This window comes from Micromonospora sp. NPDC047527 (genome assembly GCF_040643015.1).
GTDB lineage: Bacteria > Actinomycetota > Actinomycetes > Mycobacteriales > Micromonosporaceae > Micromonospora.
In genome coordinates this window covers 288062-314087 of the sequence record NZ_JBEYTK010000005.1, presented here as the reverse complement: position 1 = coordinate 314087, position 26026 = coordinate 288062, and the positions used below count along the sequence as shown (strand labels likewise).

Below are 26026 nucleotides of genomic sequence, written 5' to 3'. Positions count from 1 at the left end.
CCGCCCGTCAATGGTTGCGCTCGGCCCCGTCCAGCAGCTCGGGCGCCTGCGGCTGGCGGGGCGTCAGCTCGACCTGGGCCGGGGCCGCCAGCTCCTCGTCCGAGACGCCCAGCTCAGCGAGCTTGCGGGCACTGACCAGCACCCGGGCCTCCAGCGAACCGACCGCCCTGTTGTACGCGGTCACCGCACCGGTCAGCGACGACCCGAGCTTGCCCACGTGGTCGCCGAGGGTGGAGAGCCGGCCGTACAGCTCCCGGGCGAGGGTGTGCACCGCGACGGCGTTGCGGGCCAGCGCCTCCTGCCGCCACGAGTAGGCCACGGTGCGGAGCAGGACGACCAGGGTGGCCGGCGTGGCGAGCACCACGTTGCGGGCGAAGGCGTGCTCCAGCAGCGTCGGGTCACGCTGGAGCGCGACGTCGAGGAACGGGTCGGCGGGCACGAACAGGACCACGAACTCGGGGGAGCTGTCGAACGCGGTCCAGTACGCCTTGGCCGCCAGGGCGTCGACGTGCCCTCGCAGGTGCCGGGCGTGCGCGTCGAGGTGGGCGTCCCGGCCCCGCTCGTCGCGGGCCTCCATCGCGGTGAGGTACGCGTCGAACGGCGCCTTGGCGTCCACCACCACCGACCGGCCGCCGTGCAGCCGGACCACCAGATCCGGGCGTACGACCTGCTCGTCGGTGGTGGCGGTGACCTGCTCGGAGAAGTCGCAGTGCTCCAACATGCCGGCGGCCTCGACGATCCGGCGCAACTGGTGCTCGCCCCAGCGCCCTCGCACCTGCGGCGCGCGTAGCGCGGCCACCAGTTGCTTGGTCTCCGTGCGCAACTCGCCGGAGACGGCGCTCATCGAGCGGACCTGCTCGCGCAGCTCGGCGTACGCGTCGACCCGCTCGTGCTCCAGCTCGGCGACGCGCTGCTCGTAGCGGCGCAGCGTGTCGTGCAGCGGCGCGACGGCACGGGCCACCGCCTCCTGCGACTGTGCGGTGGCCTCGTAGCTCAACGCCCGCATGGACTGCTCCAGCCGCCCCTCGCCCTCGCGAGTCGCGGTCAGGGTGGCGTCCAACCGGGCGATGTCGGCCGCCGAGCGGGATCGGGCCGCGAGCCAGCCCACCGCGCCGCCGGCGCCGAGGCACACGATCACCACTAGCAGCGTCGAGACGTCCATCACCGGAGCTTGCCAGACGTCTACGACGAGACACCCGGGGGTACGTTCGATGACATGGAACTTGTGCTGTGCCTCGCCATCGTGCTGATCGGGGCGTTGGGTGCCGTGGCGCTCGGCCGTGCCCAGTCCACCGCCCGTCGGCGCACCGAGCTGGGCGACGCCCGCGCGGAGGCGCAACGCTGGTACGAGCGCCTCGGCGGCCAGCTGTTGACCCTGCAGGGCGACGAGCCGGCGGTCCGCCAGGCGCTCTCCGACGCCGGTGAGCGGTACAACGCGGCGGGCTCGCAGCTGGAGCAGGCGCGTACGCCGCACCAGTTCACGCTGGCCCGGGAGACCGCGCTGGAGGGCTTGGCGTACATCCGGGCGGCGCGGACCGCGCTGGGGTTCGATCCCGGCCCCGAGCTGCCGGCGCTGGCCGCCGCGCGGGGCGTCGGGCAGCTCACCAAGGAGCGCGAGGTGCAGGTGCAGGGGCAGACCTTCCGGGCCGGCCCGCAGCCTGGTCGGGGCACGCCCTACTACTACCCGGGTGGTCGGTACCAGGGCCGGCCGGTGCCCGCTGGCTGGTACTCGACGCCGTGGTGGAAGACCGCGCTGGGCGCCGGCGCGGGCGTGCTCGGCGGCATCCTGATCGCCGACGCGCTGTTCTCACCGGCCTTCGCCGACCCGGGGTACGGCGCCGACGCGGCCGGTGCCGACCAGGGCATGGACGGCGGCGACCAGGACTTCGGCGGCGGTGATCAGGACTTCGGCGGCGCCGACCAGGGCGGCGATTTCGGCGGCGGCGACTACGCAGGCGGCGACTACGCAGGCGGTGACTTCGGCGGCGGCGGCGGTGGCTTCGGCGACTTCGGCGGCGGGGATTTCGGCGGCGGGGACTGGTGAGCCTGGACGGCAGCGTCGATCATGGAGTTGTGGTGGCCGATTAGCACCCGCGAGGGGCTTTTGTGAGGCACCACAACTCCATGATCGACTGAGCTGGGGGCGTCAGCCTGTGTTGCGCATGCCGGCGGCGATGCCGTTCACCGTGGTGAGTAGGGCCCGCTCCAGCGCCGTGCCGTCGCTCGGTGTGCGCCGGCCGCCTGGCGCGGTGGCGACCGCCCGTCCGGCGGCACCGGAGTCCCGGTACTGCCGCAGCAGCGCCACCTGAAGGTGGTGCAGCGGCTCCAGGTAGGTGTCCCGGACCGCCAGGGTGCGTTGCAGCACCGGCGAGTTCTCCAGCAGGGCGGGTGAGGCGGTCACCGCTAGCACCTCCCGCTTGGTCAGCTCGTACTCCCGCTCGATCTGCTCGAAGATCGGGTGCAGTTGCTCCGGCACCAGGGTCTCGACGTACCGGCGGGCGATGCTCAGGTCCGTCTTGGTCAGCATCATCTCGACGTTTGACAGGAACGTCCGGAAGAAGTGCCAGTTGCGGTGCATCTCGGCCAGTACGTCCGCCAACCCGGCCTCGCGGGCGGCGGCCAGCCCGGAGCCGACGCCGAACCAGCCCGGCACGATCTGCCGGGTCTGCGTCCAGCCGAACACCCACGGGATGGCCCGCAACCCGGACAGCCCGGCGCCGGTGTTGGGGCGCTTCGCCGGCCGGGAGCCGATGTTCAGCGCGCCGAGCAACTCGGTGGGGGTGGATGCCCAGAAGTAAGCGGGCAGGTCCGGGTCCTCCACGAGCGACCGGTACGACCGGTAGGCCGACTCGGAGACCACGTCCATCGTGGCGTCCCAGCGCTCCAGCATCTCGGCCGGCTGCCGGGGAGCGGTGTGCAGAAGCGTCGCCTGGAGCACCGCGGCGAGGGTGAGTTCGAGGTTCTCCCGGGCGAGCGAGGGCAGGCTGTACTTGTCGGAGATGACTTCGCCCTGCTCGGTCACCTTGATCGCGCCGTCCAGCGTGCCGTACGGCTGGGCGAGGATCGCCTCGTGCGTCGGCCCGCCGCCGCGCCCCACCGTGCCGCCGCGGCCGTGGAACAGTCGCAGGTGCACCCCGTGCCGGGCGGCCACGTCGCGCAGTGCGCGCTGTGCCCGGTGGATCGACCACTGGCTGGTGGTGATCCCGGCCTCCTTGTTGGAGTCGGAGTAGCCGAGCATGACCTCCTGCACGTCGTCGCGGGCCGCGACCAACGCCCGGTACGCGGGCAGCGACAGCAGTTCGTCGAGGAGTTCGCCACCGGCGTTCAGCTCGGCCGGCGTCTCCAGCAGCGGCACGAACCCAATCCGCGCCCGCCCGCTGTGTACGTCCACCAGGCCGGCCTCACGGGCCAGCACCACGGCGGCCAGCACGTCGTCCACGCCCATGGTCATCGAGATGATGTACGACTCGATCACCTCGGTGCCGAACCGGTCCTGGGCTTCCCGGATGGTCCCGAACACGTCGAACGTCTTGCGGGCCGCCTCGGAGAGCGGCGTGTCCAGGGTGGACAGCGGGCGGCGGCCGGTCAGCTCGTCGGCGAGCAGTTTGGTGCGCTCCAGCCGGGTCAGCGCCGGGTAGTCGGAGACCTCACCGACGGCGTCGTACAGCTGGGCGAGCACCGCGTGGTGCGCCTCGGCGTGCTCACGGACGTCCATCGTCGCCAGGTGCAGGCCGAACGCGGAGACCGTCCGGATGGTGGAGGCCAGCCGGCCGACGGCGGTGAGCTGCCCGGAGTTGCGGGCCAGCGAGGCGCGCAGCAGATCCAGGTCGGCGATCAGCTCGGCGGAGCCCCGGTAGTCCCGGCCCGGCACGTGCGCGGTGCCCTGGCGCAGCCGCTGCCGGGTGTTGGCCAGCTTCGCCTTTACACAGCGCGCCTTGAGCCGGTACGGCTCCTCGGCGTTGACCCGGCGGAAGCGGGGTGCCACCTCGGGCAGCGCGTCCAGGTCGGCGGCGAGGCTCGCGGAGAGGTCCAGCGAGACCCCGCGCAGCCGGCGGGAGACGGAGACCTCGTTGATGAGGTGGTCCATCGCCTTCTCGGTGGCAGCGATGCCGTGCTCGTGCTGGATGGTCAGCACCTCGCGGGTGACCGCCGGGGTGACGAACGGGTTGCCGTCCCGGTCGCCGCCGATCCAGGTGCCGAAGCTCAGCGGGCGGGCCGTCGGGGACGTCTCCACACCGAGCGTGCGCAGCGTGTCGGCCAGGTCGTCGAGCACCTGCGGGGCGGCCTCGGCGTACAGGTCACGCAGGTAGTAGATGGCGTTGCGGGCCTCGTCGGTCGGGTCGGGTCGGTCCAGTCGCAGCTCGTCGGTCTGCCACATCAGGTCCAGCAGTTCGGCGAGTCGGCGGTTGGCGGGGCCCTCGTCGCTGGCGCCGTACAGGATGGCGTTTGCGGTCTCGGTGTCCAACTCGTCGGCGATGGCGCGCAGCTTGGACAGGATCGAGCGGCGGGCCGCCTCGGTCGGGTGGGCGGTGAAGACCGGCCGGACCGCCAGCCGGCGGGCCGCGGCGGCGATCTCCTCGGCCGGCACCCCCCGCTCGGCGATCATCTTGGCCGCCTGGTCCAGCCAGCCGCCCTGCACGGCGCGACGGCGGCGCAGGTCCCGGCCGCGGTGCACCTGCTCGGTGATGTTGGCCAGGTGGAAGTAGGTGGAGAAGGCGCGGGCCAGCTTGGTGCCGGTGGTCACGTCCAGCCCGCCGAGCCGCTGGGCGGCCGCTGGCGCGTCGGTGCGGACCTGGGCGCGGATCTCCTCGACGAGGTCGAGCAGCGGGCGGCCCTCCTGGCGTGCCAGGGTCTGCCCGAGCAGGGTGCCGAGTCGGCGGATGTCGGCGCGCAGCGCGGCGTCCGGGCCGTCGTGGTCGTGCTGGTCGGTCACGATGCGCTCCTTACGTGAGTACGAAGGACAGCGCTGTCCGACTCCCTGGATGGTATCCGCGCCGGACCTGATGGCAGGAGGGGCTCTCCGCATGGTGATCCGTGACGCGGAACACGATCACCGCGCGCCCGGTGCGGGCGGTCACCCGTCGTCTCCGTACCCGAATCAGAATGGCGTATCCCGGGATGCGCGCCCGATTCGTGGGTGAAATTCGCTGGCCGCGCCCGTTACCGTCTGATCATGGACGCACCCCGATATCCGGCCAAGCCGCAGCCGGGCGACCGGGTCGCGGTCGTCTCACCCTCCGCCGGGCTGGCGGCCGTCTTTCCCCACGTGTACGAGTTGGGGCTGCGCCGGCTGCGCGAGGAGCTCGGCCTGGAGCCGGTGGAGTATCCGACCACGCGGGTGGCGGGGGCGGACCCGCGCGACCGGGCCCGCGACCTGACCGCCGCCTTCGCCGACCCGACAATCACCGCGGTGCTCGCGACCGTCGGCGGGGACGACCTGATCACCGTCACCCCGTACCTCGACGACGACGTGGTGCGCGCCAACCCGAAGCCCTACTTCGGGTACTCCGACAACACAAACGTGCTCAACCACCTCTACCGGCTGGGCATCGTGGCGTACCACGGTGGTTCGGTGTTGGTGCACCTCGGCCGGCCCGGCTCGCCGCACCCGATGACGTTCGACTCGCTGCGCGCCGCTCTGTTCACCTCCGGCTGGTACGAGTTGACGGCCGCGCCCGAATGGGGTGACCGGCCGAACCCGTGGACCGACCCGGAGTCGTTGGCGTACGAGCCGGAGATGCTGGCCGGCGAGGGCTGGCGCTGGCAGGGCCCGGAGCGGGAGGTGCGAGGGCGCACCTGGGGTGGTTGCCTGGAGATCCTGCACTGGCTGATGGCCACCGACCGGGTCCCGGCCGCCGAAGAGCTGGCGGGATCCGTGCTGATCTTCGAGACTTCCCAGGAGATGCCCAGCGCTGACGAGGTGTTCCGGATCGTGCGGAACATGGGGGAGCGAGGGCTGCTCGCCAGCTTCCCGGCGGTCGTTGTCGGTCGGCCCAAGGCGTGGGATTTCGACAAGCCGCTGTCGGTGCCGCAACGGTTGGCGTGGGGTGAAGCCCAGCGCGAGGCGATCACCCGCGCGCTGGCGCCGTACAACCCGGACGCCGTGGTGGTCTTCGACGTCGACCTCGGCCACACCGACCCTCAGTTGATCATCCCGTACGGCGGGGAGATCCGGGTCGACGCTGTCGAGCGCCGGATCGCGGTGCGCTACTGATCTGCCTCCGCCCGCCCTCACCGGGCCTTGGGGAGGGCCCGGTCGAGACGAGCAAATTTCTTCAAGACGCTGGGAACGCCCGCGCCCAGGATTGTTCACGTGGGTCCGGGAGTTGCCAACCAGTGCAGCACCGGAGCGGGGCGTGCGGACCTTTTCGGGGAGGCCCGACGCCCCACCGGACCCCGTGGCGCCCCTGGCGCTCGAGGAGGTGCCGCCCGTCCCCCGACGGCACCTCCCTCGCCGTCGGGGGAGCGGCAGTGGTCAGGCCGCGTCGGACGGGGTGAGCAGCCGGCGCAGCCGGGCCGGCGGGTGACCCACCTGCTCCCGGACCACCCGGGTCAGGTGTGCCTGGTCGGCGAAGCCGTACTCGGCGGCGAGTGCGCCGAGCGAACGGCCGTCGGACTCGGCGAGGGTGTCCAACAGTTCCCGCACCCGCAGCCGGTTGCGGTAGGCCGTCAGGCTGCTGCCGGTCATTCGGTGGAACACCCGGCTGAGATGGTGCGGAGAGCTACCAACCTCCTGGGCGACCTCGTTCAGGCCGAGCGTGAAGCCGGAGTTCGCCAGCACCTCCCGGGCGCGGTCGGCCAGCCTCCGGTGCGCGGCGAGCGTCGCCGGCCGTCGGCGTACGGCCCGATCGACCTCGCCGCCCACGTCGCCGGTGCCGAGAGGGCTGTGGTGCAGCAGGCGAGCCAGGAACCGGTGCAGCCGCTCGGCCATCTCGAAGCCGTCCAGCCCACGCCGGAACTCGGCCACCAGCAGCCGGTGCGCCAGGTCCAGCGGGGCGTCCGACGTCCCGGCCCAGCCGCCCCGGTCCATCCAGTGCTCCGCGTCCGGCCGGTCCGCCAGCGCTGCCGGATCGATCTCCAAGCAGGTGTACGAGTCGCCGCAGCCGAACGGGTGCGACACCGCCAGTTCGTCGCCCGGTCGGGTGATGATCATGGAGGTGGCGTCGGAGAGCCCGACCCGGCCGTTGAGCCGGCGACGGTACGCCCCGGAGCGCCCCAGAATAATCTTGTGGCGGTCCTCCACGGCGGCCTCTGTCCATCCGTGGTTCTCCACGATGCACCGCACCTGATAGATCAACAATCCGTCCGGGTGCCCCAGCACGCGCCACCGTGCGGGCGTGGTGCGGCGACGCGGATCACTGCCGACTCCCTCGGCGGGCATCGTTCCCCCCTGCTCGCGATGTGCTCGTCGGCGGCACGGTGACGCTTCACGGCCAGCACAGATGGTTGTCGAACCATCGATCCCCCGTCCACCCCGGTTCGCGGCGCAACTGCTCGCCGGTGGCGCCCGGTCGTCGGTTGCGCCTGTTCAGCGGCCAGGTGGCGGACATCCTCGACGAACGCGTCCCGGTCGGCCACCTGTTGGCCGAGATCGGTCGACGTCAGGCGTCGACGACGGCGAAGGCGCGGACCGGGAAGGTGCCCATGCCGGCCACCATCGGTGGGGCCGCCGTGAACCGGAACCCGCTGGGCGGCAGCGCGTCCAGGCCGGTCAGGTGCTCCACGATCGGGATGCCGGCGGCGAGCAGGGTGCTGTGCGTGGGGCGTTGACCGCCGGCCGCCGGGCTCATGTCGTCGATGTTGATCGAGTCGATGCCGACCAGGGCCGCTCCGGCGTCCACCAGCGCCTGTGCGGCGTCCCCGGTCAGGTGGGGCGCCTCCGGCGCGCCGTACCGCTCGGTGCCGAAATGCGCGTCCCAACCGGTGTGCAGCAGCACCGCGCGCCCGGCCACCTCGTACGGCGCCAGCAGCAGCCGGTCCACGGCGCGGGTGCCGGCCGGCACCCGGACCACCACGCCGGGCAGGTCCGCCAGGCGGTCCAGCGGCACCCTGGCCAGGTCGTCGCCGTCCGACCAGCGGTGGGCAGGGGTGTCCAGGTACGTGCCGGTGTTGGCGATCATGTCGATCCGGGCCACGTGGAACTCGGTGCCCGGCGCGTAGTTCGCCCGGGACGCCGCGAAGGTCAACCAGTCGCCGATCCGTGGCGCAGGCCAGCCGGGCAGGGTGGTCATCCCGTCGCTGATCACGTGGCTCAGCTCGACGAGCCGACGCCCAGCGCCACTGCCGTCGACGGCGACGCCCCGGCCGCCCTTGTGCGGCTCTTCGATGATCGTCTTCGCGCTGATCCGGACCTGGGCGACCATCAGCAGCCCGAGGTGCCGGACGAAGAGCGCGGCCAGATCCTCGTCACTGATCTCCCGACCCGGGATGTCCAGCCGGAACCCCTCGGTCCGTAGCCCGCCACCGTTGGCGAACCTCACCTCCGCGTCGAACTGCACCCGCCACTGCGTACCCATCCCAGAACCCGACCACGACCCCCCGCCCCGGTCAAGATCCGCGCGGATCGTGGCGGAGGGGATGTGCGGATCAGCCGGTCGGATAGAAGGTGTCTGCCCCGTCGGCCGCCCAGCCGCCCGGCCGCAAGATCGTGCTCGATCCAGGATCGAGTGGTGTTGGTGCGTCGCGGAGGCCACTACATCCAGGATCGAGCGCGAGGGGCGAGGGGCGAGGGGCGAGGGGCGAGGGGCGAGGGGCGAGGGGCGAGGGGCGAGGGGCGAGGGGCGAGGGGCGAGGGGCGAGGGGCGAGGCGCGCGGCGCGCGGCGCGCGGCGCGCGGGGATGTGTGAAGGCGCGCGGTGGGGACCTGGGCGGAAGGGGATGTGTGTCGGTGGACGGGGATAGGCTGGGCGTCGTGCACCCCCCGTCCGACCGGACGAGGGGCAGCCGTCGTGTGCGTCGACTCCCCTGGAAGTGATCACATGCTCACCGGTCTGTTCTCCGCCGCCCTGGCCGATCCCGGGCTGGCCCGGGCGCGTGACCTGGCGCGCTCCGGTGCCGCGCAGGTCGACGGCCTCGACATCACCGCTCCGGCGGCGCTGCGCCCGTTCGCTGTGGCAGCCGTCGCGGCCGACCCCGACGGCACCCGTGGCGGGGCGGGCCGGCCGGTGCTGGCGGTGACCGCCACCACCCGGGAGGCCGACGACCTGGCCGCCGCGCTGGGTGGGCTGCTGCCGCCGGGGCAGGTGGTGGTCTTCCCGTCGTGGGAGACGCTGCCCCACGAGCGGCTCTCCCCCCGCTCCGACACGGTGGGCCGGCGGCTGGCCGTGCTGCGCCGGCTGGCGCACCCCGAGTCGGCCGACGCCCACGGCGGCACCGGGCCGTTGCGGGTGGTCGTCGCACCGGTTCGCTCACTGCTGCAACCGCAGCTCAAAGGGCTCGGTGACCTGGAGCCGGTGCAGCTCGCCGCGGGCGAGGAGGCCGACCTGGAAGAGGTGGCCCGCCGGCTGATCGACATGGCGTACGCCCGGGTGGACCTGGTCACCAAACGCGGCGAGTTCGCGGTGCGCGGCGGCATCCTGGACGTCTTCCCGCCCACCGACGAGCATCCGTCGCGGGTCGAGTTCTGGGGCGACGAGGTGGAGGAGATCCGCACCTTCGCCGTGGCCGACCAGCGGACCATCGAGCAGGTCCCGCTGCTCTGGGCACCGCCCTGCCGTGAGCTGCTGCTCACCCCGGCGGTCCGTGATCGGGCCGCCGCGCTCGCCGAGCAGCACCCGGAGTTGGCCGAGATCCTCGACAAGCTGGCCGAGGGCATCCCGGTGGAGGGGATGGAGTCGCTGGCACCGGTGCTCGTCGGCCCCGACTCGCTGGAGCTGCTGCTGGACGCGATGCCGCCGGGCACCCACGTCCTGCTCTGCGACCCGGAGCGGATCCGCACGAGGGCGCACGATCTGGTGCGTACCTCGGAGGAGTTCTTGCAGGCCTCCTGGGCCGCAGCGGCGGTCGGCGGCCAGGCCCCGGTGGACGTCGGCGCCGCAGCCTTCCGCACCCTGGCCGAGGTCCGCGCCACCGCCGGGACGCTCCGCCAGCCGTGGTGGACGCTGTCCCCGTTCGGCCTCGTCGAGGCGGACACGGCCGAGACGCGGCAGCCCTGGGAGGACGCACCCGAAGAGGCCGCCGTCACCCCGGACGACGCCATCGCGGTGACCCTCGCCGCCCAGCCGGCTCCGCTCTACCACGGCGAGACCGCACGGGTGGTCGACGACCTCAAGCGCTGGGCCGGTGAGGGCTGGTCCATCGCGCTGGTCTTCGAGGGGCACGGCCCCGCCCAGCGGGCGGTGGAGGTGCTGCGCGACGCGGGGCTGGGCGCCCGGCTGACCGAGGAGGTGCCGACCGCGCCCGCCCCCGGCGAGCTGATCGTCACCTGCGGCTCGCTGGGCAGCGGGTTCGTCGACGAGGCGTCCCGGTTCGTGCTGCTCACCGGCAACGACGTCACCGGCGGTCGGGGCACCTCGACGCGGGACATGCGCAAGATGCCGAGCCGGCGACGCAACACCATCGACCCGTTGGAGCTCAAGGCCGGCGACTTCGTGGTGCACGAGCAGCACGGCATCGGCCGGTACGTCGAGCTGGTGCAGCGCACCGTCAACGGCGCAAGCCGGGAATACCTGGTCATCGAGTACGCGGCCAGCAAGCGGGGCCAGCCCGGTGACCGGCTGTTCGTCCCCACCGACCAGCTCGACCAGCTGTCCCGCTACGTCGGCGGCGAGCAGCCGACGCTGCACAAGATGGGCGGCTCGGACTGGCAGAAGTCCAAGGCCCGTGCCCGCAAGGCGGTCCGGGAGATCGCCGCGCAGCTCATCCAGCTCTACGCCGCCCGCAAGGCGTCCAAGGGGCACTCGTTCGGGCCGGACACCCCCTGGCAGCGGGAGTTGGAGGACGCGTTCCCCTGGCAGGAGACGCCGGACCAACTCGCCGCCATCGACGAGGTCAAGCGGGACATGGAGCAGACCGTCCCGATGGACCGGCTGATCTGCGGCGACGTCGGCTACGGCAAGACCGAGATCGCGGTCCGGGCGGCGTTCAAGGCGGTGCAGGACGGCAAGCAGGTGGCGGTGCTGGTGCCGACGACGCTGCTGGTGCAGCAGCACTACAACACGTTCGCCGAGCGGATGAGCCAGTTCCCGGTCCAGATCCGGCAGCTGTCGCGGTTCCAGACCCCGAAGGAGACCGAGCGGACGCTGGAGATGGTCGCCGACGGCACCGTCGACATCGTCATCGGCACCCACCGGCTGCTGCAGACCGCGACCCGGTTCAAGCAGCTCGGTCTGGTGGTCGTCGACGAGGAGCAGCGGTTCGGCGTCGAGCACAAGGAGCACCTGAAGACCCTGCGGGCCTCGGTGGACGTGCTGAGCATGTCGGCCACCCCGATCCCGCGCACCCTGGAGATGGCGATCACCGGCATCCGGGAGATGTCCACCATCGCCACCCCGCCGGAGGAGCGCCACCCGGTGCTCACCTTCGTCGGCGCGCAGGACGACCGGCAGGTGGCCGCGTCCATCCACCGGGAGTTGCTCCGCGACGGGCAGGTCTTCTACCTGCACAATCGGGTCGAGTCGATCGATCGGGCGGCACGGCGACTGCGGGAGCTGGTGCCCGAGGCGCGGGTCGCGGTGGCGCACGGCCAGATGAGCGAGGACGCCCTGGAGAAGGTGATGGTCGGCTTCTGGGAGAAGGAGTTCGACGTCCTGGTCTGCACGACGATCGTGGAGTCCGGCATCGACATCCCGAACGCCAACACCCTGATCGTGGAGCGGGCCGACCTGCTCGGCCTGGCCCAGCTGCACCAGATCCGTGGCCGGGTGGGCCGGGGCCGCGAGCGGGCGTACGCGTACTTCCTCTACCCGCCGGAGAAGCCGCTCACCGAGCACGCCCACGAGCGGTTGGCGACAATCGCGCAGCACACCGAGCTGGGTGCCGGCATGTACGTGGCGATGAAGGACCTGGAGATCCGGGGCGCCGGCAACCTGCTCGGCGGCGAGCAGTCCGGGCACATCGAGGGCGTCGGCTTCGACCTGTACGTGCGGATGGTCGGCGAGGCGGTCTCTGCGTTCAAGGGTGAGCGGCCCGAGGAGGAGGTCGACGTCAAGATCGACCTGCCGATCGACGCGCACCTGCCACACGACTACGTGAGCGTGGAGCGGCTGCGCCTGGAGATGTACCGCAAGCTCGCCGAGGCCCGCGACGAGGAGCGCCTGCGCGAGGTGGTGGCCGAGATGACCGACCGGTACGGCGAGCCGCCCGCTCCGGTGCAGAACCTGGTGGCGGTGGCCCGGTTCCGCCTGCTGGCCCGCCGGTACGGCCTGACCGACGTGTCCATGCAGGGCAAGCACGTCCGGTTCGGTCCACTGCCGCTGCCCGACTCGAAGCAGTTGCGGCTCAAGCGCTACCACCCGGACGCGGTCTACAAGCAGGCCACCGACCAGGTCAGCGTGCCTCGGCCGAGCACTCGCCGGATCGGCGGCGAGCCGTTGCGTGACCAGGCGCTGCTGGAGTGGTGTGCCCAACTGCTCTCCGACGTGCTGGGCGCTCCCGCTCCCGCTCCGGCTGCGGTGGCGAGCGCCTGAGCGGGCACCGATCAGGGCGGTGTCGCGCCGACATTGCCCTGGTCGGTGGTTGGGCGTGGGTGGGGGCCGTCACATCGCCGGGTGACGACGTGAGAGAGTGACTGACATGCGTGCTCGCCGTCTTGTCGCCGTCGCCAGTGTGGCGCTCGGCCTCGTCGCCCTCTCCGGTTGCCGTGCTGAGCCGGGCATCGCCGCCTACATCGGCGACCAGCGCATCACCGACGGCGAGGTCACCGCCGCGATGAACGATCTGCGGACGAAGAACCCGGCACCGACCGCTTCGCCGGAGCCCGGCCTCGGCGGCCAGCCCGCAGCGCCGCAGCCGCAGCTTCCCGAGCTGGCGGACGTGGTCCGGGTGATGGTGCTGACCAACGTGTGCGAGCAGATCTCGGCCGAAGAGGGCTACCAGCCGCGCAGCCAGGTCGCTGTCGAGCAGGCCGCCCAGCAGCTCGGCCTCAACCCGGAGACCGGCTACGTGCGGGAGATGGCCAAGCTCTTCACCTGCCTGTCCGGGTTGCCGGAGGACCAGGTCGAGCCGACCGAGCAGGAGATGACCGACGTGATCGCCGCCGGCCGCGCGGGGGGCAACATCCCGGCCGAGGTGTCCGATCAGGACGCCGCCCGTCAGCTCGACGGCGAGCAGCTGCGCGGGGCGCTGGCGACCAAGCGGGTCCTGGCCGAGGCGGTCGAGCGTTACGACGTGACGGTCAGCCCCCGGTACCGCCCGCTGGAGTTCCCGCTGCTCAGCTTCTCCGGCGACGTCTCGGCGGTCAGCGTGCCGCTGGGTGAGCCGGGCTCCGGCGCGGTCACGGACATCTCCACCCCCAGCGAGGTGCCGTCGCACTCGGACTCGGACTCGCATGGCGAGGGCACGGCCAGCTGAGCATGACGGCACGGATCGTCCTGCTGGTCACCTCGCCCCGGCTGCCGGCCGGCCTGCTCACGGCCGCCGCCTGGGACGTCGTACGCCAGCACCCGGTGCTGACCGGTGCGGAGAGCGAGTTGACCACGGCCATGCGCCAGGCGGGCGCCGACGTGGCCGTGGTGGACGGCCCGGCGACGCAGCCGCTGCTGGACGCGGTGGCGGCGCACGGCACGGTGGTGTGGTTGGCCGGTCCCGCGGGCGACGAGTCGTTGGCTCGGGAGTTGGGCCTGCGGCTGGCCCGGGAGCCGGGGCTGGCCGAAATGGAGCTGATGTACGGCTCGTGGGATCCGCCGGGCGCGCGGCTGCTCGACGCGGTGGCCGTGCTGGACCGGCTGGCCTCGCCGGGCGGTGACCCGTGGAAGCGGGCCCAGACGCACCGCAGCCTCGCCGGTTATCTGCTGGAGGAGAGCTACGAGGCGTACGACGCGATCATCGCCGACGACACCGACGCGCTGCGCGAGGAGTTGGGCGACGTGCTGCTCCAGGTGGTGCTGCACGCCCGGCTCGCAGAGGAGTTGCCCGAGGGCGAGCGGTGGACCATCGACGACGTGGCCGGTGGCCTGGTCGACAAGATGATCCGGCGTAATCCGCACGTCTTCGCTGGCGCGGAGGCCGGCACGCTGGAGGAGATCACCGAGAACTGGGAGCGGATCAAGCGGGCCGAGAAGGCGCGCGACTCGGTGCTGGACGGCATCGCGCTGAGCCAGCCGGCCCTGGCTCTCGCCACGCAGATCCTGGACCGCGCCGCCCGCGCCAACCTGACCGTCCCCCTACCACCGCCGGATGCCCAGCCAGACGAGGAAGCCCGCCTAGGCGCCAGCCTCCTAGCCGCGGTCGCCACAGCCCGCAAAGCAAACCTGAACCCCGAAGAAGCCCTACGCCGCGTAACCCTGACCCAGGCCCAAGCCCTCCGGAAGACCGAACCCCCACCCCCAGACCCGCGTTGATCATGAAGTTGTAGCCACGACTCGCCGAGATGGCCGGCAATAACTTCATGATCGACGGAATGGGCGGGAGGGCTGGGGGCGGTCGGTAGGGTGGGCCGGGTGGAAGAGTTTGGGGTTCTGGCGGAGCGGGTTGTCGAGGCTTTGCTGGAGACGCGGCCGGGGGTTGCCACCTCTGCCGGGGATCACCGGTTCGACGACCGGCTTCCCGATCTGTCGGCCGACGCGTTGGCCTCCGATCGGGCGATGCTCTCCGACGCCGCCAACGCACTGTCCGAGTTGGACCCGGACTCGCTCGGCGTCGACGAACAGGTGGATCACGCGCTTCTCACCTCATTCGTGGACCGCGAGCTGTTCGAGCTGACCGAGATCCGGTCGCACGAGTGGGACCCGCTACGCCACAATCCCGGCCCGCTGCTGCACCCGCTGCTGGCCCGCCCGTACGCCCCGGTCGAGGTGCGGTTGACGCAGCTGGCCGGCCGGCTCGCCGCCGTACCGGATGCCCTCGCGACCGCCCGCGCGACGTTGCGGGACATGCCCCGCATCCACGCCGAGACGGCGGTCGGGCAGTTCGCCGGCACGGCCGCGCTGATCCGCGACGAGCTGCCGCCGCTGCTCGCCCAGGCGCCGAGCGCCCTCGACCGGGTCGAGCCGGCGGCCACGGCGGCGATCGCCGCGCTGGAGGAGTTCGTCGCGTGGCTGCGCGCCGGCCTGGCCGCCGACGCGGGCCCGGGGCGTGACCCCCGGCTGGGCCGCCGCCGCTGGGAGGCGCGGCTCTGGCACACCCTCGACACCGAGTTGGGCGCCGCCGAGATCCAGCGCCGCGCCTGGGCCAACCTGGACCGGGTCACCGCGGAGATCCGCGAGGCGGCCGTCGAGCTGGTCGGCGGCCCGGCCGACGACGAGGCGGTACGCCGCGCACTCGACGTGCTCGCCGCCGAGCACCCGGACGACGCGACGATCGTCGAGCTGGCCGGGGTGACCCTGGACGAGGCGACCGACTTCGTCCGCGCGCACGACCTGGTCACCCTCGTCGACGACAAGTGCGTGATCCAGGAGATGCCGGAGTTCGCGCGGGGCGTCGCGGTGGCGTACTGCGACGCGCCCGGCCCGCTGGAAACCGCAGCCGTGCCCACCCTCTACTGCATCGCGCCCACCCCGTCCGAGTGGCCAGCGCATCGAGTGGAGTCGTTCTATCGCGAGTACAACGACCACATGATCCGCAACCTGACGGTGCACGAGGCGATGCCGGGGCACTTCCTCCAGTTGGCCCACGCCCGCCGCTACGTCGGTGGCACCCGGGTCCGGGCGCTTGCCGAGTCCGGCCCGTTCATCGAGGGCTGGGCGGTGTACGCGGAGGAGCTGATGGTGGGCCTCGGCTTCGGTGGCCTGCCGGTGCGGTTGCAGCAGCTCAAGATGCAACTACGGATGACGATCAACGCGTTGCTCGACCAGCTGGTGCACGCCGAGGACCTGCCCGAGGCCGAGGCGATGGCGTTGATGACCGGGCGTGGCTTCCAGGAGGAGGGCGAGGCTGCCGGCAAGTGGCGCCGGGCGCTGCTCACCTCCACCCAGCTCTCCACCTACTTCGTGGGGTACAGCGAGGTGGCCGAGATCGCCGCCGCCCGCCCGGACGGGGTGTCGGTCCGCGACTGGCACGACGCGATGCTCGCCCACGACTGCCCGCCGCCGCGCCACCTGCGCACCCTGCTCGGCGTCTGAGGTATCCACCAGGCCCGTGGGCCATCACGGCCGGCGGACGGGTGCCCGACGGTGAGCCAGCGCGGCGGGACGGCGGCGATCGTGCTCGGGCCGGTCACGAGCCGCCTGGCCGCCGGTCCACCACGCCGGCGCCGGCGGGCGGGTCGAACGCGTCCTGCTGCACGGTCTCGCTGTAGCGACTCAGCGCCAGCTCCGTCGGCTTGCCGTCGACCGGGCCGCTGAAGCTGCCCAGCACACCCTCGGTGGTCACGCAGGCGGTGAAGTCGCCGTCGGCGCGCTGCACCTCGACGCAGGCGGCGTGGTGGCCGGCGACGGTGGTGTCGCTCTGCTTGATCACTGCCTGCGGGTCGAGCGCGGCGGCCGTCAGCATCCCGACCACCACTGGTGGGGTGACCAGGCCCTGCTGGTTCGCCTCGGCGAAGAGCGCCACGGTGGGCTTGGTGCCCGGAGTGGGGGGTGTGACAAGCGTGCACGCCATGCGGCCGCCGGTCTCCGCGCACCGGGTGACCGCGTCCGGGGTGACGGTGAGCCGCCCGCCCGGATAGGTGTACGCGGAGCGGGCCGGATCCTGCGCCTGCACGATCGCGGCGGCCTGGCCACCGGGTAGCTGGTAGTCGGCCGTGTAGGTCAACTCCAGCGCCCGGTCGAGTCGGGCGGCGAGGTCGTTGACGAGATCGGAACGGCCCATGGCGCGTCCGGCGTCCTCGAATGTCTGACAGCCGGTGACCGTGAGCGACGCGATGACCGACACGGCGAACATGCGGAGGGTGGTCGAGGCGGCGGGCATGGCGACCAGCCTGGTGGATCGGGTCGGCGCAGCGCAAACCCGTTGCCGGTTGAGGCCGGGAAATCCGGGAATGTCCGTCAGCGCAAACCGCCTCGGGTGCGCGGGCGACGCCGTGCCCGTTCGCGCCGCCCGATACGCTGCGTTCAACACCTGCCTCAGCCGCACCGTCGCGGCCCACCCACGGACCGGATCACAACAACGAGGAGCGACTCAGTGGCAACCATCGAGGGAATCGTCGCCCGGGAGATTCTCGACTCGCGGGGCAACCCCACGGTCGAGGTCGAGGTCGGCCTGGACGACGGCACGGTGGCTCGCGCCGCGGTGCCCTCCGGCGCCTCCACCGGCGCCTTCGAGGCGATCGAGCTGCGCGACGGTGACGCCGGCCGCTACCAGGGCAAGGGCGTGGAGAAGGCGGTCTCCAACGTCGAAGACAAGATCGTCGACCAGATCATCGGGTACGAGGCCAGCGAGCAGCGGCTGATCGACCAGAAGATGCTCGACATCGACGGCACCGACAGCAAGTCGGAGCTGGGCGCGAACGCCATCCTCGGCGTCTCACTCGCGGTCGCCAAGGCCGCCGCCGGCAGCGCCGAGCTGAGCCTCTTCCGCTACCTGGGCGGCCCGAACGCGCACCTGCTGCCGGTGCCGATGATGAACATCCTCAACGGTGGCGCGCACGCCGACTCCAACGTCGACATCCAGGAATTCATGATCGCGCCGATCGGCGCGCCCACCTTCCGTGAGGCGCTGCGCTCCGGCGCGGAGGTCTACCACGCGCTGAAGTCGGTGCTGAAGAAGAAGGGCCTGTCGACCGGGCTCGGCGACGAGGGTGGCTTCGCGCCGAACCTGCCGACCAACGCGGCGGCCCTGGACCTGATCGCCGAGGCGGTCGAGAAGGCCGGCTACCGGCTCGGCACCGACATCGTGTTCGCCCTCGACGTGGCGGCCACGGAGTTCTTCGACAACGGCACCTACACCTTCGAAGGTGCCGGGAAGTCCGCCGAGGAGATGAGCACCTACTACACCAAGCTGGCCGACGAGTACCCGATCGTGTCGATCGAGGACCCGCTGGCGGAGGACGACTGGAGCGGCTGGCAGACGCTTACCGCCTCGATCGGCGACCGGGTGCAGATCGTCGGCGACGACCTGTTCGTCACCAACCCGCAGCGCATCGCCCGCGGCATCGCGGAGAAGGCGGCGAACGCCGTACTGGTCAAGGTCAACCAGATCGGTTCGCTGACCGAGACCCTGGACGCCGTGGACCTGGCCCACCGGGCCGGCTTCAAGTGCATGATGAGCCACCGCTCCGGCGAGACCGAGGACACCACCATCGCCGACCTGGCGGTGGCCACCGGCTGCGGTCAGATCAAGACCGGCGCGCCGGCCCGCTCGGACCGGGTCGCCAAGTACAACCAGCTGCTCCGGATCGAGGAGGAGCTGGCCGACGCGGCGCGCTACGCCGGTGCGGGCGCGTTCCCGCGCTACCGTTCGGCCTGAGACGCGCAGAAGCCTCGGGGGAGGGGGTGTGACGATGCAGCAGCGCCGCACACCGGGTGGTCAGCGTCCCGCCCGCCGGCCGGGTCAGTCCGGCCGGCCGGGCGGTGGCCGGGCCACCCGTGGGTCCGTCCGGGACGCGGGCGTACGCGCCGAACCGCGCGGTGCCGCCGGTCGGGCACCGGGCGCGGTCCGGGGCGCCGAGGGCGTGCGCTCCGCGAACCGTCCGGCCGCTGCCCGGCGCACCGCCTCCGGTGGTGCCGTCAAGCGGCTCGCCGCACCCCACCCCCGTCGCTTCACCGGCCGCGCGACAGTGCTGTTCGCGGTCCTGATCGCGCTCGCGCTGGCCTACACCTATCCGGTGCGGGTCTACCTGGACCAGCAGGCCGACATCGAGCGGATGGAGGCGGCCCAGGCGGTGCAGAAGGAAGAGATCGCCAAGCTCGAAGCCGAGGCCGCCAACTGGAAGGACCCGGCGTACATCGAGACGAAGGCCCGGGAGCGGTTCTTCATGGGCCGGCCGGGCGAGAAGATGATGGTGGTGCTGCACGACCCGGAGGGCGCTGCCCGCGACGCCGGGAAGTCGGCCGGCGCGGCCACCGAGGCCGGCCCGGTGACCTGGTACGACACGCTCTGGTCGAGCGTGCAGGCGGCGGACAGCCAGCAGCCGGGTAAGTGATCCACCGACCAGCGCACCAGGAGAGATGGGCACCGTGACTGTCGTACCACCGTCGGAGTCGGCGGCGGATTTCGTACCCCTGCCGCAGCGGGAGCCGGCCACCGAGGCTGACCTGGCCGCGGTGGCGGCGCAGCTCGGCCGTACGCCCCGGGGCACCCAGGCGGTGGCGCACCGCTGCCCGTGTGGCCTGCCGGACGTGGTGGAGACGACGCCCCGCCTCGCCGACGGCACCCCGTTCCCGACGCTGTTCTATCTGACCTGTCCCCGCGCCACTGCGGCGTGCAGCCGGCTGGAGTCGGCCGGGCTGATGAAGGAGATGGCCGACCGGCTGGCGACGGATCCGGAGCTGGCCGCGCACTACCGGGCCGCGCACGAGGACTATCTCGCCCGGCGGGAGGCGATCGGCGACGTGCCGGAGATCGCCGGGATCTCCGCCGGTGGGATGCCGGGGCGGGTGAAGTGCCTGCACGTGCATCTCGGGCACGCGCTGGGTGCCGGCCCTGGCGTGAATCCGTTCGGCGACGAGACGGTGGCGCTGGTCGAGCCCTGGTGGGCGGCTGGCCCGTGCGTGGACGTGCCCCCGACCGAATGACAGCCCAGGCCGAGGATCAGATCACGGTGCGGCGGGCCCGCACCGGGGACGTGCGTGGCATCCGGCGGCTGGTCGACACCTACACCGACGACCGGCGGCTGCTGAGCAAGGCCACTGTCACGCTCTACGAGCAGGTGCAGGAGTTCCGGGTGGCGGTCCGGGCCGAGGACAGCGCCGTGGTGGGTTGCGGGGCGCTGCACGTGATGTGGGAGGACCTGGCCGAGATCCGCACGGTGGCCGTGGACCCGTCCTGCCGGGGCCGGCGGATCGGGCACCGGCTCGTGGGTGAGTTGATCGACGCGGCCCGTGAGTTGGGCGTGGCGCGCATCTTCGTGCTCACCTTCGAGACCCACTTCTTCGGCTCGTTCGGGTTCCGGGCGATCGACGGCGCGCCGGTGCCGCAGCCGGTCTACGAGCAGTTGCTGCGCTCGTACGACGAGGGTGTCGCGGAGTTCCTGGACCTGGAGCGGGTCAAGCCGAACACGTTGGGCAACACCCGGATGCTGCTGCGGCTCTGAGCGCGTGGGCTCGCCTCCGAGCACGGCCGGTGCGCTGTCGTAGGGTTGCGGGGTGACGACGCGTGTGGCGGCCATCGACTGCGGGACAAACTCGATCCGACTGCTGGTCGCCGACCTGCCCGACGCGTCCGCTGGCGCGGAGGCGCCGCTGACCGACGTGACCCGCCGGATGGAGATCGTCCGGCTGGGGCAGGGCGTGGACCGGACGGGGCGACTCGCGCCGGAGGCGATCGAGCGGACGCGGGTGGCGCTGGCGTCGTACGCCGCCGACATCGAGAAGCTCGGCGCCCAGCGGGTGCGGATGTGCGCCACATCGGCGTCCCGGGACGCCGCCAACGCCGCCGACTTCACCGAGATGGTTCAGCGCACCCTGGGTGTGGCGCCCGAGGTGGTCACCGGTGACGAGGAGGCCCGACTGTCGTTCACCGGAGCGGTCCGCGGGTTGCCCGCCGACGCGAAGGAGCCGTTCCTGGTCGTCGACATCGGTGGCGGCTCGACCGAGTTCGTGGTCGGCGACCGGGCCGGTGGTGTGCGGGCGGCGATCTCGGTGGACATCGGCTGCGTCCGGATGACCGAGCGGCACCTGCCCGGCGACCCGCCGACGCTGGAGCAGATCGACGCCGCGCAGGCCGACATCGCCGCCGCCGTGGACAGGGCGCTCGCCGTGGTGCCCGGCCGCGACGCGGCCACGCTGGTCGGCCTGGCCGGTTCGGTCACCACCGTGGTCGCCATCGCCGAGGGCCTGCGCGAGTACGACCCGGAGCGGATCCACCACGCCCGCGTGTCGTACGAGGCGGTGGCCCAGGTGACCGCCGACCTGCTGGGGCGGACCAGCGCGCAGCGGTTGACGATCCCGGTGATGCACCCGGGCCGGGCTGACGTGATCGGCGCGGGCGCACTGGTGCTCCGCGTGATCATGGAGCGGGCCGGGATGCCGTCGGTGGTCGCCTCGGAGCACGACATCCTCGACGGCATCGCCTGGAGCCTTCAGCAGCCCTCGAACTAGCTGGGTTCGATCGACTCCAGTTCGCCGACCTGGTGGTATCCGGCTCATCGGACATACCCAGGTCGCCGACCTGGGGTCGATCACCATCCGCGCGCCGTCCCGCGCGCCGTCCCGCTCCGGCGTGTCGGGATCGAATCGTTGACGCTACTTCGCATTGCACACTAGTGTGCAATGCGTGGACACCACACAGTTGTTGAAGGGCGTGCTCGATCTGGCCGTCCTGGCCGTGCTCCGGGAGGAGGACGGCTACGGTTACGACATCCTGCGCCGGCTCCGCGAGGCCGGCCTGGAAGAGGTCGGCGACGCCTCGGTCTACGGCACGCTGCGCCGCCTCTTCGCCGCCGGCCTGCTCACCACGTACGTCGTGCCGAGCGAATCGGGCCCGCACCGGAAGTACTACTCACTCAACGCCGCCGGGCGTGACCAGTTGACCCGCTCCGGCAAGCTCTGGCGCTCGTTCGCCACCACCATGGACAGTCTGCTCGACGATCGGGGGCTGGCGGCATGACCGTCACGGAGCAGGAGATCACCGACTACGTGGCACGCGTCCGGGCCGCCCTGGCCGACCTGCCGCCCGAGCGGCGCGACGAGTTGACCGAGGACCTGTCCGACCACCTCGCCGAGGTGGCCGCGGAGGCCGACGGCACACTCGTGGAGCGGCTGGGCGAGCCCGAGACGTACGCCGCCGAGTTGCGCGTCGCGGCCGGCGTCGGCCCGGGCGGCGGGCGCAACCTCGACCAGCGGGTCGCCACCGCGCTGGCCAAGGTCCGGGCCCGGCTGCGGGTGATCGACACGGGCCTGGGCCCAGCCCTGGGGTACGAGACGGCCAGCGACTTCCTCCGGTTGCTGCGACCCGCCTGGTGGGTGCTGCGCGGTTACCTGGCGGCGATGCTGATCACCGTGATGAGCACCGGGGGCACCTTCGGTCTGCTGCCCCGGTTCGGCGGCGAACTGCTCGCCGGTCTGATCATGTTGGTCAGCTTCGTGCTCGCCTCGATCTGGCTCGGCCGTCGTGCCGGCCAGCTGAGTCGCTGGCCGCGCTCGGCGCTCCAGGCCGGCAGCGCCGTGCTGGTGGTCTTCGCGCTCTCCGCCCTGATCCAGGCGGAGGACCGGATGCGCTACGGCGACTACGGCGTCGACCCGGCGTCGATCAACAGCCCCTACGACCGGGTCCGGGACGTCTTCGTCTACGACAGCGAGGGTCGGCTGGTGGAGAACGCCCGGCTGTTCGACCAGAGCGGCAACCCGATCCGCCTGGGCTACCCCGACTGCGAAGGCCGCATCGACGAGTACGGCAACCCGCTGCTGCGGCCGTACCCGTACTGCCCGGACCAGGCGCCCTTCGGGCGCCGCGCCCCCGGCCCGGCGGTCCCGTTCACGACGCCCAGCCCCACGCCGGAGCCGACGGCCACACCTGGCCCGACCACCACGCCGGACCCGTCCGGCGCGGCCAGCGGGCAACCCACGGTGAGCCCCACCATGACGCCTAGTGGTGTGCCGACCCCGACCGCGACGAGCTGAGTCACGCCGGACACGAGATCGTGCACAGAAAGCTGGGAAATAGCTGAACGGACGAGGCGAGCGGGGCAGCACCGAAAATCAATGATCGTTACGGTGTCGTCTGCTCATCCAGCCCTCGGAAGGAAACCCGTTGTCAGAGCAGGTCGCACCGCCCCCCGCGCCCGACGCCGCACCACCCCAGCCGGCCGTCGAGACGCCGTCCCCGGTCGAGCCGGAGGCGAAGAAATCCGGTGCAAAGAAGGCCCTCGGCATCATCGGCACGATCCTCGTGATCGTCGTCATCGCCGGTCTGAAGTTCGGTATCGGCAGCTACCTGAACAAGGACGAGACCGCCGACGCCAAGGCCGGCGACTGCATCGCCGAGCTGCCCGAGGTCACCGGCACCGAGCAGGAGGAGGTCAGCGGCGCCAAGGTCGTCGAGTGCACCTCCACCGAGGCCGCGTACAACGTGGTCGGCCGGGTCGACGGGCAGACCGCCGCCCAGGCCAAGGCCGACACCGCGTGCAGCGAGTTCTTCAAGGAAGACGAGATGGGGTACGTCTTCTCCAGCATCGCCTCGGGCAAGACCGGCTATGTGCTCTGCCTGACCAAGAAGGCCTGACCGGAGCACCGGCAGACCAGGCACCAGCGTCGATGGCGGCGGGGGACACTTCCCCGCCGCCATCAGCGTGCGCGGGGTCACCGTCGCAGGGAAACAGGAGGTGAATGCCACTGTTTCCGCATCTTCCCCGGTGCGGTCACGGCATGGCAGGCTACCGGCACGTAGGACCACTGGGCGACCAGCCAACGATGACTGACCGCTAGGAGGACGGCCCATGGGCGAGATGGTGAGCTACCGCAGCAACGGGGGCACGAGCGAGGGGTATCTCGCGATACCCGCCAGTGGCATGGCCAGCCCAGCCGTCATCGTCATCCAGGAGTGGTGGGGCCTGGTCCCGCACATCCGGTCGGTGGCGGACCGGTTCGCCGAGGCCGGCTTCGTCGCCCTCGCCCCGGACTTCTACCACGGCACGACCACCACCGAGCCCGACGAGGCGCAGCGGCTGCTGCTGGCGATGCGGATGGACGAGGCCGCGAAGGACATCGCCGGCGCGGCCGAATACCTCGTCGGTCGGCCGGAGGTCACCGGTAAGGTCGGCACCGTGGGGTTCTGCGCCGGTGCCAGCCTGGCGTTGTGGTCCGCGACGCTCTCCGAGCGGATCGTCGCCACGGTCGGCTTCTATCCCGTACTCCCGTGGGAGTCGATGCGCCCCGACTGGGCCGACTACGCCGGCAAGGCGGCGGTCATCCACTGTTCCGAAGAGGACGGCACCTCGACCGGCGAGGGCGTGCAGACCGCCCGCCGGGCCATCGAGGAGGCCGGCGGCAGCTGCCACCTCTACGACTACCCGGGCACCGCGCACGCCTTCTTCAACGATGACCGGCCGGAGGCGTTCGACCAGCGCTCCGCCGCCAGCGCCTGGGCACGCACCCTGGAACTGTTCCGGGCCAAGCTTGGCTGAGTCGCGTACCCCGGATCAGGTCGTCGCCCGCTCCGCGCGGGCGAGGGACCTGGCCGACCTGGACGCGGCCGTCAGTGACTGTTTCGCCTGCCCCCGCCTGGTCCGGTGGCGGGAGGAGGTGGCCCGCACCCGCCGGGCCGCCTTCCGCGACCAGGAGTACTGGGGCCGCCCGGTCCCGGGTTTTGGTCCCGGGGACGCGCGGATCGGCATCCTCGGGCTGGCGCCCGCCGCGCACGGCGGCAACCGCACCGGCCGGATCTTCACCGGCGACCGGTCGGGTGACGTGCTCTTCGCCGCCCTGCACCGGGCCGGGCTGGCCAACCAGCCGACAAGCGTCGCCGCCGACGACGGGTTGGCCCTGCGCAACACGCGGATCTTCGCCTCCGTCCGGTGCGCGCCGCCGGACAACAAGCCCACCCCGGTCGAGCGGGACAACTGCGCGCCCTGGCTGCACCGCGAGGTCACCCTGATCCGACCCACCCTGCGCGTCGTGGTCGCGCTGGGCGCGTTCGCCTGGGCCGCGTGGTGGCCAGTGCTACGCCAGGTGTACGGGCAGCGCCCGCCCAGCCCGCGACCGGCGTTCGGGCATGGGGCACACTGGTCCGGCGTGGCCGTACCAGAATTGCTCGGCTGTTACCACGTGAGCCAGCAGAACACCTTCACCGGGCGGCTGACACCGGGGATGCTGGACGACGTCTTCGGCCGGGCCAAGCAGTTGGCCGAAGTGGACTGAGATGCGCGTGGGGTGGTGGCGATGACGAGTGGAACGCGGCCGCCCACGCCGTCCCCGCCCGCCGAGCCGGGGGTGCTGCGCCCGGTGCTCGGCCTGCTGTGGCGTTGGTGGCCGGTGGGTGCGGTCGTCGCCCTGCTCGTCGGGGCGGCCCTGGCCTCCGCGCACTCGTCGATCGGGGCCAATCGAATCCCGCCGGCCGCGGAGAACATTCCCTGGGTGCCCGAGTACCCGTCGGAGCAGCCGGCGTCGTCGTTCCCGGTGGAGCCGAGGGACGCCGGTGAGGCCACCCAGGCGCAGATCCCGCAATGGATCGCCACCGTGGCGATCGGGTTGCTCGGCCTGGCGATCCTCGCCGCGTTGGGCTACCTCACCTGGATCCTGATTCGGGGCGTCATGCGCCGCACCACCCGGGCGCTGCCGGCGCAACGGGCCCGGCGTACCGCCGAGGGCACCGCCCGCGAGGTGGTCGCCGCCCTGGACGCCGGCCTGGTGGAGTTGGACGACCAGGACACCGACCCCCGCGTCGCGGTGATCGCCTGTTGGGTACGCCTCGAGGAGGCCGCCGCCGCGGCCGGCGTTCCCCGCCTGCCCGGCGACACCCCGACCGACCTGGTCACCCGGCTGTTGCGGGGCGACCCGACGGCCGGGATTCCGGCCATCGTCAGCGCCGACGTGCTGGCGGAGTTCGCGCACGTCTACCGCGAGGCCCGGTACGCCACGCGGGACGTCGACGAGGGCACCCGCGACCAGGCACGCGCCGCCCTGCGGCGGCTGCGCGGCGAGCTCACCATCGTGACGATGGGTGCTCCCGAGGTGCCAGCGTGAGCGCGAGGAGTGAGCCGGTTTTGCGAGCCCCGCAGTCGCGAGCCCAGGCTGGTTCGGTGAGCGCGAGGAGTGAGCCGGTTTTGCGAGCCCCGCAGTCGCGAGCCCAGGCTGGTTCGGTGAGCGCGAGGAGTGAGCCGGTTTTGCGAGCCCCGG

At 72.1% G+C, this 26026-nt stretch carries 22 protein-coding genes; 17 read left to right on the top strand and 5 right to left on the bottom strand.

The window, feature by feature from the left end:
• Positions 1-7: 7 nt before the first annotated feature.
• The gene (locus tag ABZ808_RS21115) at positions 8-1162 is read right to left on the bottom strand and encodes a DNA recombination protein RmuC (RefSeq protein WP_357009013.1); all 1155 of its coding nucleotides are present in this window, start codon (positions 1160-1162) and stop codon (positions 8-10) included.
• A gap of 54 nt (positions 1163-1216) precedes the next feature.
• Here ABZ808_RS21115 and ABZ808_RS21110 point away from each other — a divergent pair, with 54 nt between their 5' ends.
• Entirely contained in the window at positions 1217-2044 is an 828-nt protein-coding gene (locus tag ABZ808_RS21110) for a hypothetical protein (RefSeq protein WP_357009010.1), read from the top strand.
• 102 nt (positions 2045-2146) lie between these two features.
• On the opposite strand, the gene ppc is transcribed toward ABZ808_RS21110, so the two are convergent.
• Complete coding sequence (gene ppc, locus ABZ808_RS21105; RefSeq protein WP_357009007.1) at positions 2147-4933, bottom strand: phosphoenolpyruvate carboxylase; 2787 nt, start codon at positions 4931-4933, stop codon at positions 2147-2149.
• A 240-nt stretch (positions 4934-5173) separates the two neighbouring features.
• On the opposite strand from ppc, the gene ABZ808_RS21100 reads away from it, so the two are divergent.
• A complete protein-coding gene (locus tag ABZ808_RS21100) occupies positions 5174-6214 on the top strand; it encodes a S66 peptidase family protein (RefSeq protein WP_357009004.1) in 1041 nt (346 codons plus the stop codon).
• Between the two features lie 261 nt (positions 6215-6475).
• Here ABZ808_RS21100 and ABZ808_RS21095 read toward each other — a convergent pair whose 3' ends face one another.
• Positions 6476-7381 (bottom strand): AraC family transcriptional regulator, encoded by a 906-nt coding sequence (locus tag ABZ808_RS21095; RefSeq protein WP_357009001.1) that lies wholly within the window; start codon positions 7379-7381, stop codon positions 6476-6478.
• Between the two features lie 220 nt (positions 7382-7601).
• Complete coding sequence (locus ABZ808_RS21090) at positions 7602-8516, bottom strand: cyclase family protein (protein WP_357008998.1); 915 nt, start codon at positions 8514-8516, stop codon at positions 7602-7604.
• Between the two features lie 461 nt (positions 8517-8977).
• Between ABZ808_RS21090 and mfd the strand changes: the two genes are divergently transcribed.
• The 4 genes from mfd to ABZ808_RS21070 all read left to right on the top strand — a co-directional run bounded on the left by mfd (position 8978) and on the right by ABZ808_RS21070 (position 16216).
• Complete coding sequence (gene mfd / locus ABZ808_RS21085) at positions 8978-12625, top strand: transcription-repair coupling factor (protein ID WP_357008995.1); 3648 nt, start codon at positions 8978-8980, stop codon at positions 12623-12625.
• 106 nt (positions 12626-12731) lie between these two features.
• On the top strand, positions 12732-13508 hold the full coding sequence (locus tag ABZ808_RS21080; protein ID WP_357008993.1) for a hypothetical protein: 777 nt from the start codon (positions 12732-12734) through the stop codon (positions 13506-13508).
• Positions 13509-13510: 2 nt separating this feature from the next.
• Positions 13511-14497: a nucleoside triphosphate pyrophosphohydrolase gene (locus ABZ808_RS21075; protein WP_357008990.1), complete on the top strand. Its 987-nt coding sequence runs from the start codon at positions 13511-13513 to the stop codon at positions 14495-14497.
• A gap of 99 nt (positions 14498-14596) precedes the next feature.
• A complete protein-coding gene (locus ABZ808_RS21070) occupies positions 14597-16216 on the top strand; it encodes a DUF885 domain-containing protein (protein WP_357008987.1) in 1620 nt (539 codons plus the stop codon).
• A gap of 94 nt (positions 16217-16310) precedes the next feature.
• Here the strand turns inward: ABZ808_RS21070 and ABZ808_RS21065 are convergent, their stop codons facing one another.
• Positions 16311-17003: a hypothetical protein gene (locus ABZ808_RS21065; protein WP_357008984.1), complete on the bottom strand. Its 693-nt coding sequence runs from the start codon at positions 17001-17003 to the stop codon at positions 16311-16313.
• 213 nt (positions 17004-17216) lie between these two features.
• On the opposite strand from ABZ808_RS21065, the gene eno reads away from it, so the two are divergent.
• The 11 genes from eno (at position 17217) to ABZ808_RS21010 (ending at position 25873) form a co-directional block, all read left to right on the top strand.
• Positions 17217-18500, top strand: a complete 1284-nt coding sequence (eno, locus tag ABZ808_RS21060) for a phosphopyruvate hydratase (protein WP_357008981.1) — start codon at positions 17217-17219, stop codon at positions 18498-18500.
• A gap of 34 nt (positions 18501-18534) precedes the next feature.
• Positions 18535-19176, top strand: coding sequence for a septum formation initiator family protein (locus ABZ808_RS21055; RefSeq protein WP_357009558.1), 642 nt, complete (start codon positions 18535-18537; stop codon positions 19174-19176).
• A 34-nt stretch (positions 19177-19210) separates the two neighbouring features.
• On the top strand, positions 19211-19768 hold the full coding sequence (locus ABZ808_RS21050; RefSeq protein ID WP_357008978.1) for a DUF501 domain-containing protein: 558 nt from the start codon (positions 19211-19213) through the stop codon (positions 19766-19768).
• Positions 19765-20286 (top strand): amino-acid N-acetyltransferase, encoded by a 522-nt coding sequence (locus tag ABZ808_RS21045; RefSeq protein WP_357008975.1) that lies wholly within the window; start codon positions 19765-19767, stop codon positions 20284-20286. The genes ABZ808_RS21050 and ABZ808_RS21045 overlap by 4 nt, the downstream gene beginning before the upstream one ends.
• A gap of 64 nt (positions 20287-20350) precedes the next feature.
• Positions 20351-21292 carry a Ppx/GppA phosphatase family protein gene (locus ABZ808_RS21040; protein ID WP_357009556.1) on the top strand — a complete coding sequence of 314 codons (942 nt, stop codon included), beginning with the start codon at positions 20351-20353 and terminating at the stop codon, positions 21290-21292.
• 175 nt (positions 21293-21467) lie between these two features.
• Positions 21468-21800: a PadR family transcriptional regulator gene (locus tag ABZ808_RS21035; protein ID WP_109820301.1), complete on the top strand. Its 333-nt coding sequence runs from the start codon at positions 21468-21470 to the stop codon at positions 21798-21800.
• The gene (locus ABZ808_RS21030; RefSeq protein WP_357008972.1) at positions 21797-22813 is read left to right on the top strand and encodes a hypothetical protein; all 1017 of its coding nucleotides are present in this window, start codon (positions 21797-21799) and stop codon (positions 22811-22813) included. The genes ABZ808_RS21035 and ABZ808_RS21030 overlap by 4 nt, the downstream gene beginning before the upstream one ends.
• A gap of 130 nt (positions 22814-22943) precedes the next feature.
• A complete protein-coding gene (locus ABZ808_RS21025; RefSeq protein ID WP_357008969.1) occupies positions 22944-23414 on the top strand; it encodes a hypothetical protein in 471 nt (156 codons plus the stop codon).
• Positions 23415-23628: 214 nt separating this feature from the next.
• A complete protein-coding gene (locus ABZ808_RS21020; RefSeq protein ID WP_357008966.1) occupies positions 23629-24315 on the top strand; it encodes a dienelactone hydrolase family protein in 687 nt (228 codons plus the stop codon).
• A complete protein-coding gene (locus ABZ808_RS21015; protein ID WP_357008963.1) occupies positions 24308-25048 on the top strand; it encodes a uracil-DNA glycosylase in 741 nt (246 codons plus the stop codon). Before ABZ808_RS21020 ends, ABZ808_RS21015 begins: the two co-directional genes overlap by 8 nt.
• 21 nt (positions 25049-25069) lie before the next feature.
• Positions 25070-25873 (top strand): DUF4129 domain-containing protein, encoded by an 804-nt coding sequence (locus tag ABZ808_RS21010; protein WP_357008960.1) that lies wholly within the window; start codon positions 25070-25072, stop codon positions 25871-25873.
• Positions 25874-26026 lie beyond the last annotated feature (153 nt).

Excerpts from the sequence above, each read along its gene's own strand:
- ABZ808_RS21115 (WP_357009013.1), bottom strand. The coding sequence starts at position 1,162 with ATGGACGTCTCGACGCTGCTAGTGGTGATCGTGTGCCTCGGCGCCGGC.
- ABZ808_RS21110 (WP_357009010.1), top strand. The coding sequence starts at position 1,217 with ATGGAACTTGTGCTGTGCCTCGCCATCGTGCTGATCGGGGCGTTGGGT.
- ABZ808_RS21100 (WP_357009004.1), top strand. The coding sequence starts at position 5,174 with ATGGACGCACCCCGATATCCGGCCAAGCCGCAGCCGGGCGACCGGGTC.
- ABZ808_RS21095 (WP_357009001.1), bottom strand. The coding sequence starts at position 7,381 with ATGCCCGCCGAGGGAGTCGGCAGTGATCCGCGTCGCCGCACCACGCCC.
- ABZ808_RS21090 (WP_357008998.1), bottom strand. The coding sequence starts at position 8,516 with ATGGGTACGCAGTGGCGGGTGCAGTTCGACGCGGAGGTGAGGTTCGCC.
- mfd (WP_357008995.1), top strand. The coding sequence starts at position 8,978 with ATGCTCACCGGTCTGTTCTCCGCCGCCCTGGCCGATCCCGGGCTGGCC.
- ABZ808_RS21080 (WP_357008993.1), top strand. The coding sequence starts at position 12,732 with ATGCGTGCTCGCCGTCTTGTCGCCGTCGCCAGTGTGGCGCTCGGCCTC.
- ABZ808_RS21075 (WP_357008990.1), top strand. The coding sequence starts at position 13,511 with ATGACGGCACGGATCGTCCTGCTGGTCACCTCGCCCCGGCTGCCGGCC.
- ABZ808_RS21065 (WP_357008984.1), bottom strand. The coding sequence starts at position 17,003 with ATGCCCGCCGCCTCGACCACCCTCCGCATGTTCGCCGTGTCGGTCATC.
- ABZ808_RS21055 (WP_357009558.1), top strand. The coding sequence starts at position 18,535 with ATGCAGCAGCGCCGCACACCGGGTGGTCAGCGTCCCGCCCGCCGGCCG.
- ABZ808_RS21045 (WP_357008975.1), top strand. The coding sequence starts at position 19,765 with ATGACAGCCCAGGCCGAGGATCAGATCACGGTGCGGCGGGCCCGCACC.
- ABZ808_RS21030 (WP_357008972.1), top strand. The coding sequence starts at position 21,797 with ATGACCGTCACGGAGCAGGAGATCACCGACTACGTGGCACGCGTCCGG.
- ABZ808_RS21020 (WP_357008966.1), top strand. The coding sequence starts at position 23,629 with ATGGGCGAGATGGTGAGCTACCGCAGCAACGGGGGCACGAGCGAGGGG.
- ABZ808_RS21010 (WP_357008960.1), top strand. The coding sequence starts at position 25,070 with ATGACGAGTGGAACGCGGCCGCCCACGCCGTCCCCGCCCGCCGAGCCG.